A 17,187-nucleotide genomic window follows, 5' to 3' on the forward strand; every position below is an offset into this window, starting at 1 on the left:
TCTCAGGTCTTGTCTGCCAGGGCCCGCACGCGGGCTTCGGGGTCGGCGGGCGTCCATTCGCTGCCGTCGAGCTCGGGCTCGGAATAGGACTGCAGCTGGGCGTAGTGGTGTTCCAGGTCCTCGCGGTAGAACAGCGAGGCCAGGCCCTGGGCCAGCTTGCGCGCGCCGTCGCTGATGGCGGGGATATCACCCGACACCGTGCCGTGCGACAGCGCGGCCGGATAGCAAAAGCAGTGCACATGGTCCAGGCCGGGCAGGGCGCCGGGCGTCTTTTCCTGGAACTCGAACAGCGGGCCCAGGTCGGGCGAGTCCGACAGTTCCTGGTCCTCGGCACCCGCCTCGGGCACGAAGCGGTCGCTCCAGATGCGCACATGGGGCGCCAGGTCGGCGAACTCGGGGCGCTGGCGCCAGTCGATGGCAAAGCCGGTGGAGACGATCAGGAAGTCCAGCACGAACACGCCGCGCGGCGTGCTCACGCGCAGCTTGTCGCCTGCCTGCTCCACCTTCTGCACGGCGCAGCCCAGGTTGAAGTGGGCGTTGGCGTGGCGCGAGACGCGCAGCGTGCTGCCGTGCGGCGGTGGCACCTGCTGCACGTTGATGTAGTGGCGTATGCGCCATTTCCAGGCGTCGGGCAGCAGGAACTGGCCGTGCGTGAGGCCGGGCGTGCCCGAGCCCTTGGATTTGTTGATGCGCGGCAGGTCGCTGCGGCGCACCAGCAGGTCCACGCTGGCGGCGCCGTTCTCCAGCGCGGTGGCCGCGCTGTCCATGGCCGACGAGCCCGCGCCCACCACGCCCACGTGCAGGCCTGCCAGGCGGCGGTAGTCGAGCACGTCGGAGGAGTGTGCCCAGCGGCTGCGGTCCACGCCCTGCATGAAGGCGGGGATCTGCGGGCCGCCCAGGCCGTCGCGGCCCGTGGCCAGCACCACGCGGCGCGCCAGCCAGGTGCGCGAGGCGCCATCGGCCGTCACATCGACCTCGACCGTGCCGTCGGCCTGCGGGCGGATGGCCGTGACCTGGTGGCCGTTGCGCACGTCGCAGCGCATCACGCGGCGGTACCAGCGCAGGTAGTCCATCCACTGCAGGCGCGGGATCTTGTCCAGCGCGGCCCAGGCTTCGCGGCCCCATTGGGCGATGAACCAGGCGCGGAAGGTCAGCGAGGGCAGGCCCAGCGCGGGGCCGGTCAGCTCCTTGGGCGAGCGCAGGGTTTCCATGCGCGCCGTCGTGGCCCAGGGGCCTTCGAAGTCCAGCGGGGCCTTGTCCAGCAAAACGGCCGCGATGCCCAGCTGGGACAGCGCGGCCGACAGGGACAGGCCGGCCTGGCCGGCGCCGATGACCAGGACATCGTGCACGGGCTGGCCGTCGCGGGTGGAGGGAGGGATCCAGGCCTTGGCAGGCCAGCCCAGGGCGACGAGGTCGTCGCGCAGGCGTTCTTCAAGGGCAGCCAGGCCCGCAGGGGCCGCGGCTGCCGGTTCGGTCAGGGACATAGACTCACCAGGAACTCACGAGGAAAGGCGCGCCAGCGGGGCAGGGCCTGCGGGCGCGCGCGGCATCAATCGATGCTGATTTTCGCGTCTTTGACCACCTGTGCCCATTTCAGGCGGTCGTTGTGCACGGTTTTCTTGAACTGCTCGGGCGTCTCTATGCGGATGGCATTGCCCTGGGACTCGAAGCGCGCACGCACCTCGGGCAGCTCCAGCACCTCGCGCACGGCTTGGCCGAGCTTGGCCACGATGGCCGGGTCCGTGCCCTTGGGCGCGAAGATGCCGAACCAGATCGAGCTGTCGAAGCCCTTGGTGCCCGTCAGGCCGCTGGAGGCGATGGTGGGCACTTCCTTGATCACTTCCACGGGCTTGGCCGTGGTCACGCCCAGCAGGCGCACCTTGCCGCTCTTGTAGTGCGGCAGCACGGTCTGGACCTGGTTCATGATGCAGCAGGTCTCGCCGCGCAGCACCGAGGTGATGGCCTCGGGGCCGCCCTTGTAGGGCACGTGGACCATGTTCAGCCCCAGGCGCGCATTGAACTCTGCAAAGGCCATGTGCGTGCCCGCGCCGTTGCCCGTGGAGGCGTAGTTGTACTTGCCGGGGTTGGCCTTGATCTCGTCCACGAACTCCTTGAGGTTCCTGACGTTGATCACGTTGGGGTTGATGGTCAGCACGTTGGACACATCGATCAGCGGCGCCACGGGCACGAAGTCGGTTTCCACGTCAAACGGCAGCTTCTTGTAAAGCGCCGCATTGCTGCCGTGCGTAGCCGCCGTGCCGAAGGCCAGCGTGTAGCCGTCCGGCTTGGCGCGCGCCACGATCTCGCTGGCGATGTTGCCGGCCGCACCCGACTTGTAGTCAATGATCAGGGGCTGGCCCAGGCGCTGGGACAGCGGCTCCTGCACGCCGCGCGCGATCACGTCCACGCCCGAGCCTGCCGGGAAGCCCAGGATCATGGTCACGGGCTGGTGCGGCCACGAAGCCGCCGAATCGGCTGCCACCGCTGCGGTGGAGCCGAGGACGGCCAGGGCCGCGGCGGCGGCGGGAATCCAGGAGCGGAAAAGCGAGGGGCGCATGGTGTGCAGGGAAATCCGGTGAATCAATTCCCATATTTTCCTGAGAACTTAATGAGCCACTTTTATATGCATATGTTGGTATGAAGCCAGTGTGGGCATGGCCGCAGCGCTCAGCAAAAAGCCCGCCGATGGGGCGGGCTTCATGCCGGGCGCAAGCGCCCATCAATGGCGGTAGGGGTTGTTGGGGCGGCGGTCATGGCGGTCCGGCACGCCGTCGCGGTCACGGTCCCAGCGGCCGGGTGCGTAGCCCCAGCGGCCACCGTGCTGCGACCACACGGGCTGGCGGTACACATAGCCGGGGCGCGCCTTGACCCAGTGGCCGGCCACCCAGGCATGGCGGTGGCCCTGCGGGCGCCAGTAGCCCGGCGCCCACACATAGCCGCGGCGCGGTGCCGGAACGGCCTCGTAGCGCATGGGGGGCGGCGCGCCGAACTGCACAGAGATGGCGGCACCCGGCGCCGCGTAGGTCACGTTGGCCTGGGCCTGCGCGGTCCCGGCCCATCCGGCCAGGGCCACGGTCGCGGCGATCAGCGGTGTGCGAAGGGAAATCATGGCGGCTCCTTGTCCTTGGTTCATCGGGCTGGAGTCCCTGTGACGGGAATCCATGACTGCATGGTGCGAGTGCTGCGTCAAGCCCGGGTTGCCGCGACGCGAAGTCTTGCAATCTTGTGTATCGCCTTGGTGAAGCCTTGTTGCCAGGCGCTGCAGCGCAGGCTGCCGTCCTGCAGCCGCCGTCAGACAGTGCCTCTTCTCAGGGCCGTGAACGCCGTGAATTCCCAGCTGCGCATGGCCAGCACCAGAGTGTAGCCCTCGCGCTGGCCGGGCGGCAGGCGCTGGTCCTGCAGGTGCTGCTGGGAAAAATCATGGGCCAGCCGCTGTATGCGTTCCACGAAGCTGGGCGCCAGATGCCGGCCGATGGAGCCGTGCACCATCAGCATGCCCTCGCCCGGCTGGTCGAAGCCGCCGCCGAAATAGTCGAGCACGGCGTTCTCGCGGAAGTACTCCATCACCGGCCCGCGCGCGCGCCAGCGGAAGGTCTTGGCCAGGCGCAGCCGGTAGCGGTTGCCGGGGCGCAGCTCGATGATGCCGATGCGGTCCAGCTGGGCCAGGTAGCGGATGCCTTCGGCCTCGGTCATGCGGTAGGTGGCCACGATCTGCTCCAGCGTCCACTGGCTGAGCACGCAGATGGCCATCAGCAGCAGCTTGCGGTCGGCGACCACGGCGTTCTCCTGCTCCGGCGTCATCTCCTGCAGCAGCGGCTGGCTGTCGGCCACGCGGCGCGCCAGGTCGGCGAAGTCCAGGCTCAGCGCGCGGCAGATGGCATCGATGCGCGACAGCGGCATGTCGCCCTTGGCCAGCATGCGCTTGACGCTGGACTCGGCCATGCCCAGGGCGCGCGCCAGGTCGGCATAGGTCATCTGGGCGGCCTTGAGTTCCTTCTTGAGGGCGATGACGAGGTCGGCAGTGGTGCTCATGGGTAGCGATTATCGATACCCGAGGTGCTGGTTTGCGCGGCGGGTGCAGAAAAACGATGCTGGAAGGGCCGATGGCTCGCCACACTCCGCGCCACTTTCCACGAGGAGCAACACATGCCATCCACATTGATTTCACCGGCCGCCGCCCTACGCGCGCTGTACTGGGGCGCCGCCTTGCTGCTGCTGGCCGCCTTGATTGGCCCTGCAGTGCCGCAGCCCCAGGGCTTTCACGCGTTTGCCGACCAGCGCGCCTGGGGGCCGCTGCCCCATGCGCTGGATGTGCTCAGCAACCTGGGCTTTGCATGGGCCGCCGTGGCGGGCGCGCGCCTGCTGCTGGACCGGCGTAGCCAAGCGCTGGCGCCGGCCCTGCGCTGGCTGGCCGCGCTGTTCTTCACGGGGCTGGCGTGTTCGGCCATAGGCTCGTCCGTCTACCACTGGGCCCCCCACGATGCCACCCTGGCCGGCGACCGGCTGGGCATGTCCATGGCCTTTGCCGGCATGCTGGGACTGGCGCTGCAATCGCGCATTGCCGACCGCGTGGCCGTGCGCGCCGCGGTGGCCATGCTGGTCGCCGCCGTGGCCTCGGTGCTGGTCTGGCTGCATGGCGGCAACCTGCTGCCCTGGGCGCTGGTGCAGGGCGGCGGCATGCTGGCGGTGCTGGGCCTGGCCTGCGTGGCGCCGCGCCATGGCGCGCTGGCGCTGCGCCTGGGCGTGGTGATCGCCTGGTATGGCGCGGCCAAGCTGCTGGAGTGGGGCGATGCGGCCGTCTTCGAGGCCACAGCCGGGCTGGTGTCCGGCCACAGCCTCAAGCATGTGGTGGCGGCGGCCGCCGCCCTGCCCGTGATCACCGCGCTGCGTGCGGCCGGCACGGCGCGCATGGCCAGTACGGGCACAATGTGCGCCGATGCGTGCGGCCACGGCGGCGCCACCAACCGTTGAGGGAAGACAAGATGTTCCAGCAAGAGACCGGCAGCCCGTCTGCCCCCACCGCAACGGCCGGCGCCGTGCCATCGGCCGCGCACGAGCACCCCAACCAGTTCGCCCTGCTGGGCCAGCGGCGCTTTGCGCCGTTCTTCTGGACGCAGTTTTCCGGGGCGGCCAACGACAACCTGTTCAAGTTCGCGCTCACCGTGATGGTGACCTACCAGCTCAGCGTCTCCTGGCTGCCTTCGGCCATGGCGGGGCTGGTGATCGGGGCGCTGTTCATCCTGCCGTTCCTGCTGTTCTCGGCCACCTCGGGCCAGCTGACGGACAAGTGGGACAAGACGCGCATGTTCCGCCTGGTCAAGAACCTGGAGATCGCCATCATGGCGCTGGCCGCCTGGGGCTTCATCCAGGCCAATGTGCCCTTGCTGCTGGGCTGCGTCTTCCTGATGGGCCTGCACTCCACGCTGTTCGGCCCCGTGAAGTTCGCCTACCTGCCCCAGGTGCTCAGCGAGCGCGAGCTGACGGGCGGCAACGGCATGGTGGAGATGGGCACCTTCGTGGCCATCTTGCTGGGCAACGTGGCCGGCGGCCTGCTGGTGGCCGTGCCCGAGGTCGGCCATCTGCAGGTGGCCGTGGCTTGCCTGGCGCTGGCGGTGATCGGGCGGATCTTTGCGCAGTTCATCCCCAATGCGCCGGCCACCGATCCGCACCTGGTCATCAACTGGAACCCCTTCACCGAGACCTGGCGCAACCTGCAGCTGGCCCGAGAGCAGCCCGCCGTGTTCCGCTCGCTGCTGGGCATCAGCTGGATGTGGTTCTTCGGCGCCGTGTTCCTGGCCCAGTTCCCCAGCTTTGCCAAGGAGGTGCTCCATGGCGACGAGCATGTGGCCTCGCTGCTGCTGGTGGTGTTTTCCGTGGGCATCGGCACGGGCTCGCTGCTGTGCGAGGTGTTCAGCCGCCGCCATGTGGAGATCGGCCTGGTGCCGCTGGGCGCCATCGGCATGAGCGTGTTCGCCGTGGACCTGTTCTTTGCCTCGCGCGCACTGCCGGCCTCCGAGCTGATGGGCGTGGGTGCCTTCTTTGCCCAGCCCGCGCACTGGCGCGTGATGGCCGACCTGGGCATGCTGGCCCTGTCGGCCGGCATCTACAGCGTGCCCATGTACGCGCTGATCCAGATGCGCAGCCAGCCCACGCACCGCGCGCGGATCATCGCGGCCAACAACATCCTCAACGCGCTGTTCATGATCGCCTCCAGCGTGCTGGCCGGCGCGCTGCTGGCCGCAGGTTTCAGCATTCCCCAGGTTTTCCTGATCACGGGCATTGCCAATGCCGTGGTGGCTGCCTACATCTTCTTGCTGGTGCCCGAGTACCTGCTGCGCTTCGTGGCCTGGGTGGTCTCGCGCTTCGTGTACCGCTTCAAGGTGCAGGGCGACGAGCACATCCCGGCCACCGGCGCGGCCATCCTGGCCTGCAACCATGTGAGCTTTGTCGATGCCGTGCTGCTCATGGCTGCCAGCCCCCGGCCCATCTACTTCCTGATGGACCACCGCATCTTCCGCGTGCCCCTGCTGGGCTGGCTGTTCCGCCTGGCCAAGGCCATCCCCGTCGCGCCCCAGAAGGAAGATCCCGCCACCTACGAGGCTGCGTTCGAGCGCGCCGCCCAGGTGCTGCGCGAGGGCGACCTGCTGGCCATCTTCCCCGAGGGCGGCATCACGCGCGACGGGCAGCTGCAGGAGTTCCGTGGCGGCATCATGAAGATCGTCGAGCGCGCCCAGGCCGATGGCCTGCAGGTGCCCGTGGTCCCCATGGCGCTGACCAATCTCTGGGGCTCGTACTTCAGCCGCATCGAGCAGGGCGGCGCCATGGTGCGGCCCTTCCGCCGTGGCCTGTTCAACCGCGTGGGCCTGAACGTGGGCCAGCCCATGGCCCATTCCGAGGTGCAGCCCGCGCTGCTGCGCGAGCGCGTGCAGCGGCTGCTGGCGGCTTAAGAGGGGTTCTGTTCCTCCACCGTGAAGCTCAGGCCGGCATTGGCCTTGAGCCTGGCGATGAGCGCGTTGCCCATGGCAGGCGCCGTGGTCCAGATGCCGCCGGGCGTGTCCGGGGCGTCCTGCAGCAGGCAGACGGCGGCCTCGGTGATCATCTTGGACGTGGAGCCGTAGCCCGGATCGCGGTCGCCCTTGACGCCCACGCGCAGGCTGTGGCCGGCCGTGTCGGTGCCGATGAACAGCACGTCGTAGAAGCCGGATTCGCGCTCTTCGCGCGATGGCCCCTCGCCAGGCTTGGGGCCGTCGTCCGCGCCCAGCGACTTGTCGGCCGCCACGGCGTTGGCCAGGGCCTCGCCCTTTTCGCCCGCGCCTGTGACCATCATCTCGTCGTAGACAAAGTCGGCGCCATAGGCATGGCCCAGCAGAAAGTTGGAGCGGTGCACGTTGCGCGTGTTGATGGCCGCCATCACGAAGGGCGCCACCCACAGGCCCAGCACCTCGTCCACCATGGGCTTGCTGCCGGACGGTTGGCGCGGGCCTTCGAAGCCCGGCGTGAGCGAGAACGGATTGCGCAGCAGCTCCAGCACGTCCGGCTGGGCGGCGGCCGCCGCCATGGTGGCCTTGAGGCTGGCTGCCGTGCCGCCCGAGAACGTGCCCTTCATCTTGCGCACCCGGCCCCGCACGCGCTGGGCGGGCTGGCCGAAGCGGGCCTGCATCTCTCGCTGGAGCATGAACACGCCCAGGTCGAAGGGAATGGAATCGAAGCCGCAGGAGAACACGATGCGCGCGCCGCTGGCCCGGGCTGCGGCCTCGTGTGCATCGATCATCTTGCGCATCCACGCTGGCTCGCCACACAGGTCCACATAGTCCACGCCGGCGCTGGCGCAGGCGGCCACGAGTTCGTTTCCGTAGAGCTGGTAGGGGCCCACCGTGGTCAGCACCAGGCGGGCCTGCTCCATCAGCGCCTGCAGGCTTGCGGGATTGCCGGTGTCGGTCACCACCAGCGGGGTATCGGCGGGCGCGCCCAGCTCGTCGCGCACGGCCGCGAGCTTGGCGGCATTGCGCCCGCCCATGGCCCAGCGCAGGCCGCTGCCTGCGGGGTAGCGCCTGAGCAGGTACTCCACCACCAGCCGGCCCGTGAAGCCGGTGGCGCCGTGGACGACGAGGTCAAAGGGTTTGGTCATGGGAGATCTCCATCAATCAGCGTGGCGAACGTGCGATTGCCCGCTGCACTGCAGCCGGGGTGGGCGCATTGTCTGTGGCGCGCCGCAGGGTTCCTGTCGCCCAGGTGCCGTGCCCGATGTCCTGTGTGCTGGTGTCACATGCAGGAACTTTTTGGGGTGTAAACAACAGTCAAAAACTTGAAAAGTACCGTTTGAAGATACTCGATGGCCTGTGTCTGGCCACTGTTACGGTTGAATGCAGACACGCAAGTTACGTCTGGGCACCATGCGTCCCGTGTTCAACCAATGCCCTTGAGGGGCACCTCGGCAAATGTCCTCTTCTCCCATCGTCGTTCAGCGTGATACCCGGGCCTGGCAACTGCAGGTGTGGGTGTCGTTCGGCATTGCGGTCTCGCTGTGCGCCATCGGCCTGGCATGGCTGCCCGGCGAGCAGCTGGAGCAGGCCTTCATGGTGATGGGCTATGTGTTCTGCCTCTCGGCCGCCTTCGTGCTGGCCAAGTTCGTGCGGGACAACGAGGGCGGCCGCAGCGGCGCAGGCGACACGCCCATGTGGAAGCTGGTGGTCTGGGGCGGCTTTGCCGTGTCCATGGCGCTGACCGGCTGGGGGCTGGTGAGCATGGACATCAACGTGACCTACAAGGCCTTCCTGGGCGTGAGCTGGCTCTATCTCATCACCACCGCCTTCACGCTGGCCAAGATGCTGCGTGACCGCCACGAGGCCGACCTGGCGCAGGCCCGCATGCATGGCCGCCGCGAGGCCGCGCAACCGGCCGACGCCGAGTGATGTCCGCCCCTTCCCCGCATTTCCAGGAGTCCAAGCAATGATGGTCAACCAATCCGTTTTCGCGCGCCTGCCGCGTGCCCTGCTGGCCGCTGGTGCGCTGTGCGCAGCCCTGGCCATGGCGCCAGCCCATGCGCAAAGCGAGGCCTCCGTGGCGCTGTCCATGCTGCCCGTGGCCTCCGTGGTGGGCACGGCTTCGGTGGCTTCGGCGGCCGCTGGCGCCGTGGTGGCCGTGCCTGCCGCTTTGTCGGTGGGCGGCGCAGTGCTGACCGTGAAGGCGGTGCAGGCCTCGGCCACGGGCACGGTCTACCTGCTGGAGCGTGCCTCCGACGGCGCCCAGGCCAGCGTGGAAGTGGTGGGGCGAGGCGCCTCCGCCTCGGCTTACGCCGTGGGCACGGTGCTGACCTGCAGCGTGATCGGCACGGGCGTCATCATCTCGGCGGCCGGCAAGGTGCTGGCCTTCATCCCCAACGAGATGGGCAAGGCCCTGCTGCACAACGAACGCCTGTGATGCCCGCCATGAAACCGCTGCTTTCTCCTTCCCCTGCAGCCCGTGCCGCCTGCCTGGGCCTGCTGCTGGCCGCCGCGCTGGGCACGGCCCATGCAGGGCGCAGCTGCGAGGACAAGCCCCTCACTCCCCAGTCCCTGCAAAAGGGCCTGGACCTGGCCCAGCGCACATCCCAGGCGCTGGATGCCGAGTACGCGAAGAACGGCACCCGTGTCGTGCTGCTGGCGCGCGTGGGCCAGGACCTGAGCAAGTACGACCTGCACTACTCGCACTACGGCTGGGCCTACAGGACCCCCGAAGGCCCCTGGCGCGTGGCGCACAAGCTCAACGAATGCGGCACGGCCGGCGGCCATGTCTACCGCCAGGGCCTGGGCGAGTTCTTCCTGGACGACCTGTGGCGCTACGAGGCCGGCGTTCAGGTGCCCACGCCCGCCGTGCAGCAGGCGCTGTGGACCTTTCTGACCCAGCCCCAGACCGTGCTGCGCCTGCAGCACGAGCCCTACAGCATGGTCAGCTATGCCTGGGGCCAGCGCTACCAGCAGTCCAACCAGTGGGCCACCGAAACCCTGGCCGCCGCCATGGAGCCGGCCACGGTGCAGCGGCGCCAGCAGGCCCAGGCCTGGCTGCAGTTCAAGGGCTACGAGCCGGGCGTGCTGGTCATCCGCGCGCTGTCGCGGCTGGGCGGGCGCGTGACGGCCGCCAACATCGCCTTCGACGACCATCCCAACGACAAGCGCTATGCCAGCCGCATAGAGACCGTGACCGTGGAGTCGGTGACGCAATGGCTGCAGCGCGGCCAGCTGGCGGGTCCGGTGCGCGTGCTGCCCTGAGCCGGACCGGCTCTTCCTCCGCCTGCGGTCTTCCTCGGCCGCAGGCCACTGAAACAGGAGTTTCCCCATGAGCAAGGCCCTGCGTCTGCCCGAGAAATGGTTCCGCCGAGGCCTGTGGCTGGTGGCGGTGGTGTTCGCGTCCTTCCTCATCGGCCTGGGCGGCCTGGTGGTGGGCGACCTGCCCCAGGTCGAGTCGCCGCGCACGGTGGAGGACTTCATCGCGCCCGAGGCGGCCGAGCCCGTGAAGGCCGAGATCAAGGCCGCCGATGCCGACCACGACAAGGCGGAAACGGCGCTGGAGAACGCACGGCTCAAGTACCAGGCCGCGCAGTCGCGCTACCGCTCGGCGCGCGAGACCTTCGACAACTGGGTGGCCACGCGCCGTGCCACCGCCCGGCCCGAGCAGGACAGCGAACTGCTGTCGCGCACCCAGGCGCTCGATGCCATCAAGCAGGAAGAGAACACCGCCCGCGCCTCCGTGGAGCGGCTGCAGGATACGAGCCTGCGGGCGCGGCAGCGCCTGGACGCGGCCAACCGCCAATGGGACGATCTGCGCGACGGGGCCATGGAGGCCTGGCGCACGGAGATGCGCGCCGTCGAGCTGCGTGTCTTTCTCTACCGCCTGGCGCTGACCCTGCCGCTGCTGCTGGCGGCCGGCTGGCTGTTCGCCAAACAGCGCAAGAGCACCTGGTGGCCCTTCGTCTGGGGATTCATCTTCTTTGCGCTGTTCGCTTTCTTCGTTGAACTTGTGCCGTACCTGCCCGACTACGGCGGCTACGTGCGCTATGTGGTCGGTATCGTGGTGACGGTGCTGCTGGGGCGCGCGGCCATCCTGGGCCTGAACCGCTATCTTGAAAGGCAAAAGCAGCAGGAATCGCTGCCGGAGACGCAGCGGCGCCAGGAACTGGGCTATGACGTGGCCCTGGCCCGCCTGGCCAAGGGCGTGTGCCCGGGCTGCGAGCGCCCCGTGGATCTGAAGGACGGCGCCATCGACTTCTGTCCCCACTGCGGCATCGGCCTGTTCGACCGCTGCGGCAGCTGCAACACCCGCAAGAGCGCCTTTGTACGCTTTTGCCACAGCTGCGGCACCCAGGCCGATGGCCACAGCAGGAAGGCGGGCGCGGTGCTGCCCCGGGCGCAGGAGCCCGGGCCGGCGCCAGGCTGAGCCGGCCTGGCCGTCAGGGGCTCCAAGCCCCTTGAAGCTGCACGGGGTTGTGGTACACCATGGCTTGCGCGCTCGGCCGGGGCGCAGATGTCTTCAGCGAGGATGCCATGTCACGCCAGCTGCCGTATCCCCCACAACACACGCCAGCGCAACCCGCCCACCCACCGGCCGGCGGGACCGCCCATGTCCTTCCCCTTGCGGCCTGGGCCGTGGGGGCTGCCCTTCTGGCAGGTCATGTGCTGGCGGGCCCTTCTTCATGGAAAGCATGGGCGGCCTACGCCGCGCTGTCGGCATTGGCCGGCATGGCCTGGATCTGGCGCTGCCATGCAGCCGGCTTGCCGCTGACCCGGACGCTGCGCGGCCATGGCTGGATACAGGCCACGATGGCCTTGCTGCTGGCGGCATGGCAGCCGACCCTGGCCTGGGCTTGTGCCCTGCTGTGGCTGGCGGCCGTCGCCTGGCTGCCCTGGGATGGCGAGCGCGAGCAGGCGCTGCATCTGCCCACGGGCCAGGTGGTGGTGCTGTGCGCCATGCTGGCCATGCTCTGCGCCGTGGTGGTGGCCAGGCCCATGCCGCAGATGGCGCCGGGCCCGGTCGCCGTGCGCATCCTGTGGCTGGCCAGCGTGCTGCTGCCGCTGGCCGTGCATGCGCTGGCGCTGTGGCAGGCGCTGAGCCGCATGCAGCGCCAGTACACCGAGGAGCTGGCGCAGCTGTCGAGCTATTGCGGCCAACTGGCCGACGATGTGCAGCAGTTGCAAAAACGCGTGGGCTCGCTGCAATTGCCCACGGGGCGCGACACACTCACCGGCGTGGCCAATTACGCGCGATTGATGGATGTCGTCGATGGCCTGCGCGAACGCCATGCCCGCAAGCCCGAGCCGTTTTGCGTGGTGCTGCTGGAGCTGGACCCGTGGGTGGAGCGCGTGGGTGTTCACCAGGCCTACAAGGGCCCCTCGCTGCAGGACCGCGTGCTGCTCATGCTCAGCGGCCTGCTGGTCACGCATCTGCGCACCGTGGACGGCATAGGCCGCTACCGCGACGACACCTTCATGCTGGTGATGCCCGATACCGCCTCGGTCCAGGCCGTCTGGGCCCTGCAGCGCGTGCGCGAGGGTGTGCGCCAGCAGCGCTGGAGCGAAACGCCCATCCCCGATCCCGACAAGGACCCGCTGACCCTGACCCTGGCCGTGGCGGAGTTCCAGGCGGGCGAGACCTCGGAGCGGCTGGTGCAGCGGGCCGAGGCAGCCCTGTTGCATGGCCGCGCCTGCGGGCGCAACCAGATCGTGGTGGCCGAGGATGTGCGGCCGCCGCGCGCGTCCTAGACGCACAGCCTGCGATAGGGCCTGTTCATCCCCTGCGGGGGAGCGCGCTCCTCGGGATTTCCCGGATGCGGTCACAATGGGCGCCCATCGGGGCCGCCGGCCCGCCGCGCTTCATTGCATGCCCGTGCTTTCCTCCATTTCCCGGAATCTTCCCGACCGCCTCCTTTGGGGGCCGAAGCCGGCGTCACCGCTGGTGGACGAGGCGCTGCACCTGGAGCGCTGGAAACGCCGCACCTGGCAGCTGCACATCTCCGTGCTGCTCAGCCATCTCTATGCGCTGCTGCTGTTCCTGGGCCATGCATGGGCCGGCTACGCGCCCTGGCCCGTGGTGCTGGGCTATGGACTGTGGGTGGCGGCCGGCATGGGCTTCATCACCTGGGCCTATGCCAGCGACTGGTGCCACAAGCTGCGCGATCCGGGCATGTTCCTCACGCACCAGCTGGTGTCCATCATCGGCGTGCTGGGCATGGTCATGGCGGCACCCGCCCTGGCGTTCCAGTCGATGGTGATGCTGATCGCCTTCAGCGCCGACGGTTTTCTCGCGCGCAGCCGCACCAGCTTCTGGCTGACGTGGATAGGCACCCTCGTTGCCGTGGCCGCCATCATCTGCTGGCGGGGTCCGCTGATGCGCATGACCACGGACACGGCTGCGGGCCAGCTGCTGGCCTTCGGCGTGGTGCTGGGGGCCGTGGTGCGCTGCAGCGTGCAGGCGACCTTCTTTCGCAGCATGCAGTACCGGCTGGGCATCGCCAATGACAAGCTGGCCGCTGCGCTGGCGCAGATCGAGGCCTTGCTGCGCCATGACGACCTGACCGGCGTCAGCAATCGGCGCGGCGTGATGGAGCGGCTGCACGAAGTGCGCACCGCAGCCCAGGAGCGTGGCGAGGTGCTGTGCGTCGCGTTGCTGGACATAGACCACTTCAAGCGCATCAACGACAGCTTTGGCCATGAAGGCGGCGACCGCGTGTTGCGCGCTTTCGGCGCGCTGCTGAAGTCGCAGCTGCGCAGTACAGATGGCGTGGGCCGCTATGGCGGCGAGGAATTCCTGCTGGTGCTGCCGGACACCGGCCTTGCCCAGGCCGGCGAATTGCTGGAGCGCCTGCGCCTGCGCATTGCCGAGGCTCCGTGGACGCACACCCTGGGCGATGGCGCCCGCGTCACCTGCACGCTGGGCGCGGCGCAGTACCGCACGGGCGAATCGGTGGAGGCCACCATCGCGCGCGCCGATGCGGCCCTGTACCGAGGCAAGGCCCAGGGCCGCAACTGCACGGTGCTGGAGCCGCAACAGGCCCCGCAGGTCTTGAGCGGCGCCCCGGCCCCCCGGACTGATGCCGGAATGCCTGACCGCTTGTGAGTGCAGCTCACGACGAGTGACAGAAAACATCGTTATTCATGCGCACCGATCGTCCATAGCATCGGCATCCATGCTCGGAATGGACAAGGGTGCAAATATGAACCAATGGTTCGCTGAAATCGCCGGCAACGGGCCCGAGGGCGCTGGCATCGTGGTGTCTGCGCAAGGCTGGGATAGGCATCTGCAGTCCGGCCCCCGCCAGTTGCAGGCCGGCCCGCTCCGCGCCGAACTGGCCGACGGCGGCCTGCGCAATGTCCGCTATGGCGGCGTCGACATCCTGCGCTCCATGGCCTTTGTGGCGCGCGACGGACAGGGTGACCGCTGTGTGTATGGCGCGGGCGAACTGAGCCTGCGCGAGCGGGCCGGCCGCTTCGAGGCCTTCTACGAAACGGTGGTGGACTGCGAGGAGCTGAGCCTGGCCTGGCGCGTGCGCATCGTGGGTTCGGCGCGCGGACTGAGCTTCACGTGCTGGGCGCGAGCCCAGGGGGATGTCGACGGCGGCCTGCAGCGGGGCCTGCGCGCCGGGCGGGCGGGCCTGGAGCTGGTGTATCCGCTCAAGGTCCTGGCTGGCCGGCCCGTGCATGTCCAGCATGTCGATGGCAGCGCCGAAACCACCGTGCTGCCCGAGCCCGATGCGCTGCAGCGCCTGTCGCAGCTGTCTGGCATCGCCCATGTGCCCGCACCGGGCCTGCAGGTGGATTGCCGCCTGGAAGGCGCCGAGTTCGAGATGCTGGGCCAGCGCTGTGGCGGCAAGGCCTTTTTCCGGCTGCAGCCGCGCGCGTTGTCTCCTTCGCCCTCCTACCCGTTGACCCGGGGCCGGACCCTGGTGCAGATGGCGGGCCTCTCGTTTGTCTCGCCCGGCGCCCTGCAGTAGCACCGCAAGCAGCGCCTGGCCAGGCCTGGCCGGGTCAGCCTGTGCCTTGCAGGCGGGCGGCCTGCACGGTGGCCTCCAGCAGCTTTCTCTCCCTTTGCAGGTGGGCGGTGAACTGGGCTTGCTCCATGACCATGGGCTTGAAGCCGGCCTCGGCCAGCTTGCGCACCAGTTCCGGCTCGGCCAGCACGGCGGCGGTCTCCCGGGCCAGGCGCTCTGCAATGCGGGCATCGGTGCGGGCTGGCAGCAGCAGGCCTTGCCAGGCTTCGACATCGAACGCCTGCCAGACCGCCGTGTCCGACAGGCTGGGTGTCTGCGGCAAGGTGGCGGCCCGCTGGCGCGATGTCACCCCCAGGCCGCGCAGCTTGCCCTCGCGCACGAAGGACTGGACCAGGGCCACGGGCAGCACGGCCAGGTCGATCTGCCCGCCTGCCAGCTCGGTCAGCGCCTGCGGGCCGGATTTGTAGGGCACATGCGTCCATGACAGGCCGGCCTGCTGCTGGAGCATTTCGGCCGTCAGGTGCAGGCTGGTGCCCACGCCGTCGGTGCCCACGGTCAGCCGGCCCGGTTGCTGGCGTGACAGCTGCACCAGCTCGGCCGCCGTGGCGGCCGGCAGGTCGGGGCGGCCTGCCAGCACGAAGGCCGAAGAGGCCACGGGCGCCACGGGCAGCAGCTCCCTGAGGCCGTCATAGCGAAAGCGTTCTGGCGAGACCAGCGGCGCGATCAGCACGCAGCTGGCCACGCCAAACAGCACGGTGTGCCCGTCGGGCCGGGCCTTGATGACACGCTGGGTGGCGATGGTGCCCGAGGCGCCCACCGTGTTCTCTATGACCACGGGCTGGTGCAGCCGCTCGGCCAGCCTCGGCATGACCAGGCGTGCGGCCACGTCCACGCTGCCGCCTGGCGAAAAGGGCACCACCACGGTCAGCGGCTGGCTGGGCCAGGCGTCGGCCCCAGCCGTGGAGGCGCGGGCTGCCGGCGAAAGCCAGGGCGCGCCCAGCATCCAGGCCGCCAGTTGCCTGCGGTTGAGGCTCATGCCAGCCTCCCGGCAGCGCCCAGCCAGGGCAGCTGGTCCGCGTGGTAGCGCCAGGTCTGGAACACGCTGTTGAGCCGGCCGGGGCCGGTGCGGCGCGCTGCGGCATCGGGATACTCGGCGAACCAGGGCAGGATGTATTCCCAGACCACTTCCCCCGCAGGCGTGACCTCGAAGAGCCGGCCCGTGGCCGATTCGGTGATGTGGGTGTTGCCGTTCCACAGGCGCTGGGCATTGCCCATGAAGGCGGTGTAGAAGGCGTTGACCATCTCGTCCTGGTAGCTCCAGACCACGCGGTGGTCGGCCGGATCGATCTCCACCACGCGCGAGAAGGCCACGTGGGCGCCTTCGCGGAAGTTGCCGTTGTCGAAGGCCAGGATGTGGCCGTTGTCCAGCGCCACGGGCGCATGCTGGTGCGAGACCACGGAAGGCGGAATGTGCAGCGTCACCGCGCCGCTGGCCTTGTCCACGGCGATGATGCCGGAGGTGGTGCGCAGGCTCATGAGCACGCTGCCGTCGGCCCTCACGCCCAGGCCGTTGACCAGCGGCCAGTGGTATCGGCCAAAGCCCGGGTGGATGGGGAAATCCTCGGGCTCCAGGTGCTCCCAGACCTTCCACTCCCAGACCAGGCGGCCGCTGCGGTCCACCTCGCGGATCACGTCGCCGTACATCACCTCGCCGGGCCCGTGCGCGGTGCCGCCGGGCACGCGTTCGGCAAAGCCCGCAGGCACGGGCGCGCAGGCGGCGTAGAGCAGATGGCCGTTGGGCAGCCATTGCGCGTCATGGTGGTGGTCCGGGTCCTCGTGGCGCCAGACGATCTCGCCCTGCGGCGTGACCTCGTAGAAATCGCCACCGTGCCACATGGACCACGGCGCATAGCGGTCGGGCGAGCGGGGATGGTTGCCGTTGTAGCCCAGGTTGCCGTTGGGCAGGATCACGGCATGGCGGCCCGCGCGCACGGGCAGCTTCCATTCATGGGCCACGCGGCCCTCGATGTCCACCAGGTAGACATGGCCGTCGGCCGTCTGCGGCGCGATCAGGATGTAGCCGCCGGCCGAAAGGGCGGGGTCGTGGGCGATGAGTCCGACGCCGCGGCGGCGCTGGGTGACTTGGTCTACGGTGCTTGCCATGGGCTGCTTTCAAAGGAGGGCGGGGAATGAGCGCCACTGTAGGCAGTCGCAAGCGTCAGGAATAG

General features: G+C 69.1%; 16 protein-coding genes. 9 read left to right on the forward strand and 7 right to left on the reverse strand.

From position 1 onward, the window contains the following. Positions 1-2: 2 nt before the first annotated feature. The 4 genes from ACN20X_RS02450 to ACN20X_RS02465 all read right to left on the reverse strand — a co-directional run bounded on the left by ACN20X_RS02450 (position 3) and on the right by ACN20X_RS02465 (position 4,032). Positions 3-1,484 (reverse strand): SidA/IucD/PvdA family monooxygenase, encoded by a 1,482-nt coding sequence (locus ACN20X_RS02450; protein WP_016454493.1) that lies wholly within the window; start codon positions 1,482-1,484, stop codon positions 3-5. A gap of 65 nt (positions 1,485-1,549) precedes the next feature. Continuing rightward, positions 1,550-2,557, reverse strand: coding sequence for a Bug family tripartite tricarboxylate transporter substrate binding protein (locus tag ACN20X_RS02455; RefSeq protein ID WP_017406536.1), 1,008 nt, complete (start codon positions 2,555-2,557; stop codon positions 1,550-1,552). Positions 2,558-2,719: 162 nt separating this feature from the next. Continuing rightward, positions 2,720-3,109, reverse strand: a complete 390-nt coding sequence (locus tag ACN20X_RS02460) for a YXWGXW repeat-containing protein (RefSeq protein WP_016450353.1) — start codon at positions 3,107-3,109, stop codon at positions 2,720-2,722. Between the two features lie 182 nt (positions 3,110-3,291). Then, positions 3,292-4,032, reverse strand: coding sequence for a helix-turn-helix domain-containing protein (locus ACN20X_RS02465; protein WP_012202467.1), 741 nt, complete (start codon positions 4,030-4,032; stop codon positions 3,292-3,294). 114 nt (positions 4,033-4,146) lie between these two features. Between ACN20X_RS02465 and ACN20X_RS02470 the strand changes: the two genes are divergently transcribed. Continuing rightward, positions 4,147-4,971: a hypothetical protein gene (locus ACN20X_RS02470; protein ID WP_016454494.1), complete on the forward strand. Its 825-nt coding sequence runs from the start codon at positions 4,147-4,149 to the stop codon at positions 4,969-4,971. An 11-nt stretch (positions 4,972-4,982) separates the two neighbouring features. Next, a complete protein-coding gene (locus ACN20X_RS02475) occupies positions 4,983-6,947 on the forward strand; it encodes an MFS transporter (protein ID WP_016454495.1) in 1,965 nt (654 codons plus the stop codon). Here the strand turns inward: ACN20X_RS02475 and ACN20X_RS02480 are convergent. Continuing rightward, positions 6,944-8,128 (reverse strand): saccharopine dehydrogenase family protein, encoded by a 1,185-nt coding sequence (locus ACN20X_RS02480; RefSeq protein WP_016454496.1) that lies wholly within the window; start codon positions 8,126-8,128, stop codon positions 6,944-6,946. The two genes, ACN20X_RS02475 and ACN20X_RS02480, sit on opposite strands and share 4 nt — an antisense overlap. Positions 8,129-8,438: 310 nt before the next feature. Here ACN20X_RS02480 and ACN20X_RS02485 point away from each other — a divergent pair, with 310 nt between their 5' ends. The 7 genes from ACN20X_RS02485 (at position 8,439) to ACN20X_RS02515 (ending at position 14,962) form a co-directional block, all read left to right on the forward strand. After that, positions 8,439-8,912 (forward strand): YiaA/YiaB family inner membrane protein, encoded by a 474-nt coding sequence (locus ACN20X_RS02485; RefSeq protein WP_012202471.1) that lies wholly within the window; start codon positions 8,439-8,441, stop codon positions 8,910-8,912. Positions 8,913-8,949: 37 nt separating this feature from the next. Further along, complete coding sequence (locus ACN20X_RS02490; RefSeq protein ID WP_016454497.1) at positions 8,950-9,420, forward strand: hypothetical protein; 471 nt, start codon at positions 8,950-8,952, stop codon at positions 9,418-9,420. Positions 9,421-9,428: 8 nt separating this feature from the next. Then, the gene (locus ACN20X_RS02495; protein ID WP_473210799.1) at positions 9,429-10,247 is read left to right on the forward strand and encodes a DUF2145 domain-containing protein; all 819 of its coding nucleotides are present in this window, start codon (positions 9,429-9,431) and stop codon (positions 10,245-10,247) included. 67 nt (positions 10,248-10,314) lie between these two features. Then, a complete protein-coding gene (locus ACN20X_RS02500; RefSeq protein WP_392416348.1) occupies positions 10,315-11,412 on the forward strand; it encodes a serine endopeptidase in 1,098 nt (365 codons plus the stop codon). 209 nt (positions 11,413-11,621) lie between these two features. Next, positions 11,622-12,734, forward strand: coding sequence for a GGDEF domain-containing protein (locus ACN20X_RS02505; protein WP_223275270.1), 1,113 nt, complete (start codon positions 11,622-11,624; stop codon positions 12,732-12,734). Between the two features lie 193 nt (positions 12,735-12,927). Continuing rightward, the gene (locus ACN20X_RS02510) at positions 12,928-14,088 is read left to right on the forward strand and encodes a GGDEF domain-containing protein (RefSeq protein ID WP_244160491.1); all 1,161 of its coding nucleotides are present in this window, start codon (positions 12,928-12,930) and stop codon (positions 14,086-14,088) included. A 97-nt stretch (positions 14,089-14,185) separates the two neighbouring features. Further along, positions 14,186-14,962, forward strand: a complete 777-nt coding sequence (locus ACN20X_RS02515; protein WP_227472682.1) for a D-apionate lactonase family protein — start codon at positions 14,186-14,188, stop codon at positions 14,960-14,962. A 34-nt stretch (positions 14,963-14,996) separates the two neighbouring features. Here the strand turns inward: ACN20X_RS02515 and ACN20X_RS02520 are convergent, their stop codons facing one another. Both ACN20X_RS02520 and ACN20X_RS02525 read right to left on the reverse strand, forming a co-directional pair. Continuing rightward, positions 14,997-15,995, reverse strand: a complete 999-nt coding sequence (locus ACN20X_RS02520; RefSeq protein ID WP_016454503.1) for a Bug family tripartite tricarboxylate transporter substrate binding protein — start codon at positions 15,993-15,995, stop codon at positions 14,997-14,999. Then, positions 15,992-17,122, reverse strand: a complete 1,131-nt coding sequence (locus ACN20X_RS02525) for an aryl-sulfate sulfotransferase (protein ID WP_473210261.1) — start codon at positions 17,120-17,122, stop codon at positions 15,992-15,994. The genes ACN20X_RS02520 and ACN20X_RS02525 overlap by 4 nt, the downstream gene beginning before the upstream one ends. Positions 17,123-17,187: the final 65 nt, after the last annotated feature.

Source organism: Delftia sp. PX-1 (assembly GCF_055797465.1).

Excerpts from the sequence above, each read along its gene's own strand:
- ACN20X_RS02450 (WP_016454493.1), bottom strand. The coding sequence starts at position 1,484 with ATGTCCCTGACCGAACCGGCAGCCGCGGCCCCTGCGGGCCTGGCTGCC.
- ACN20X_RS02455 (WP_017406536.1), bottom strand. The coding sequence starts at position 2,557 with ATGCGCCCCTCGCTTTTCCGCTCCTGGATTCCCGCCGCCGCCGCGGCC.
- ACN20X_RS02460 (WP_016450353.1), bottom strand. The coding sequence starts at position 3,109 with ATGATTTCCCTTCGCACACCGCTGATCGCCGCGACCGTGGCCCTGGCC.
- ACN20X_RS02465 (WP_012202467.1), bottom strand. The coding sequence starts at position 4,032 with ATGAGCACCACTGCCGACCTCGTCATCGCCCTCAAGAAGGAACTCAAG.
- ACN20X_RS02470 (WP_016454494.1), top strand. The coding sequence starts at position 4,147 with ATGCCATCCACATTGATTTCACCGGCCGCCGCCCTACGCGCGCTGTAC.
- ACN20X_RS02475 (WP_016454495.1), top strand. The coding sequence starts at position 4,983 with ATGTTCCAGCAAGAGACCGGCAGCCCGTCTGCCCCCACCGCAACGGCC.
- ACN20X_RS02480 (WP_016454496.1), bottom strand. The coding sequence starts at position 8,128 with ATGACCAAACCCTTTGACCTCGTCGTCCACGGCGCCACCGGCTTCACG.
- ACN20X_RS02485 (WP_012202471.1), top strand. The coding sequence starts at position 8,439 with ATGTCCTCTTCTCCCATCGTCGTTCAGCGTGATACCCGGGCCTGGCAA.
- ACN20X_RS02490 (WP_016454497.1), top strand. The coding sequence starts at position 8,950 with ATGATGGTCAACCAATCCGTTTTCGCGCGCCTGCCGCGTGCCCTGCTG.
- ACN20X_RS02495 (WP_473210799.1), top strand. The coding sequence starts at position 9,429 with ATGAAACCGCTGCTTTCTCCTTCCCCTGCAGCCCGTGCCGCCTGCCTG.
- ACN20X_RS02500 (WP_392416348.1), top strand. The coding sequence starts at position 10,315 with ATGAGCAAGGCCCTGCGTCTGCCCGAGAAATGGTTCCGCCGAGGCCTG.
- ACN20X_RS02515 (WP_227472682.1), top strand. The coding sequence starts at position 14,186 with ATGAACCAATGGTTCGCTGAAATCGCCGGCAACGGGCCCGAGGGCGCT.
- ACN20X_RS02520 (WP_016454503.1), bottom strand. The coding sequence starts at position 15,995 with ATGAGCCTCAACCGCAGGCAACTGGCGGCCTGGATGCTGGGCGCGCCC.
- ACN20X_RS02525 (WP_473210261.1), bottom strand. The coding sequence starts at position 17,122 with ATGGCAAGCACCGTAGACCAAGTCACCCAGCGCCGCCGCGGCGTCGGA.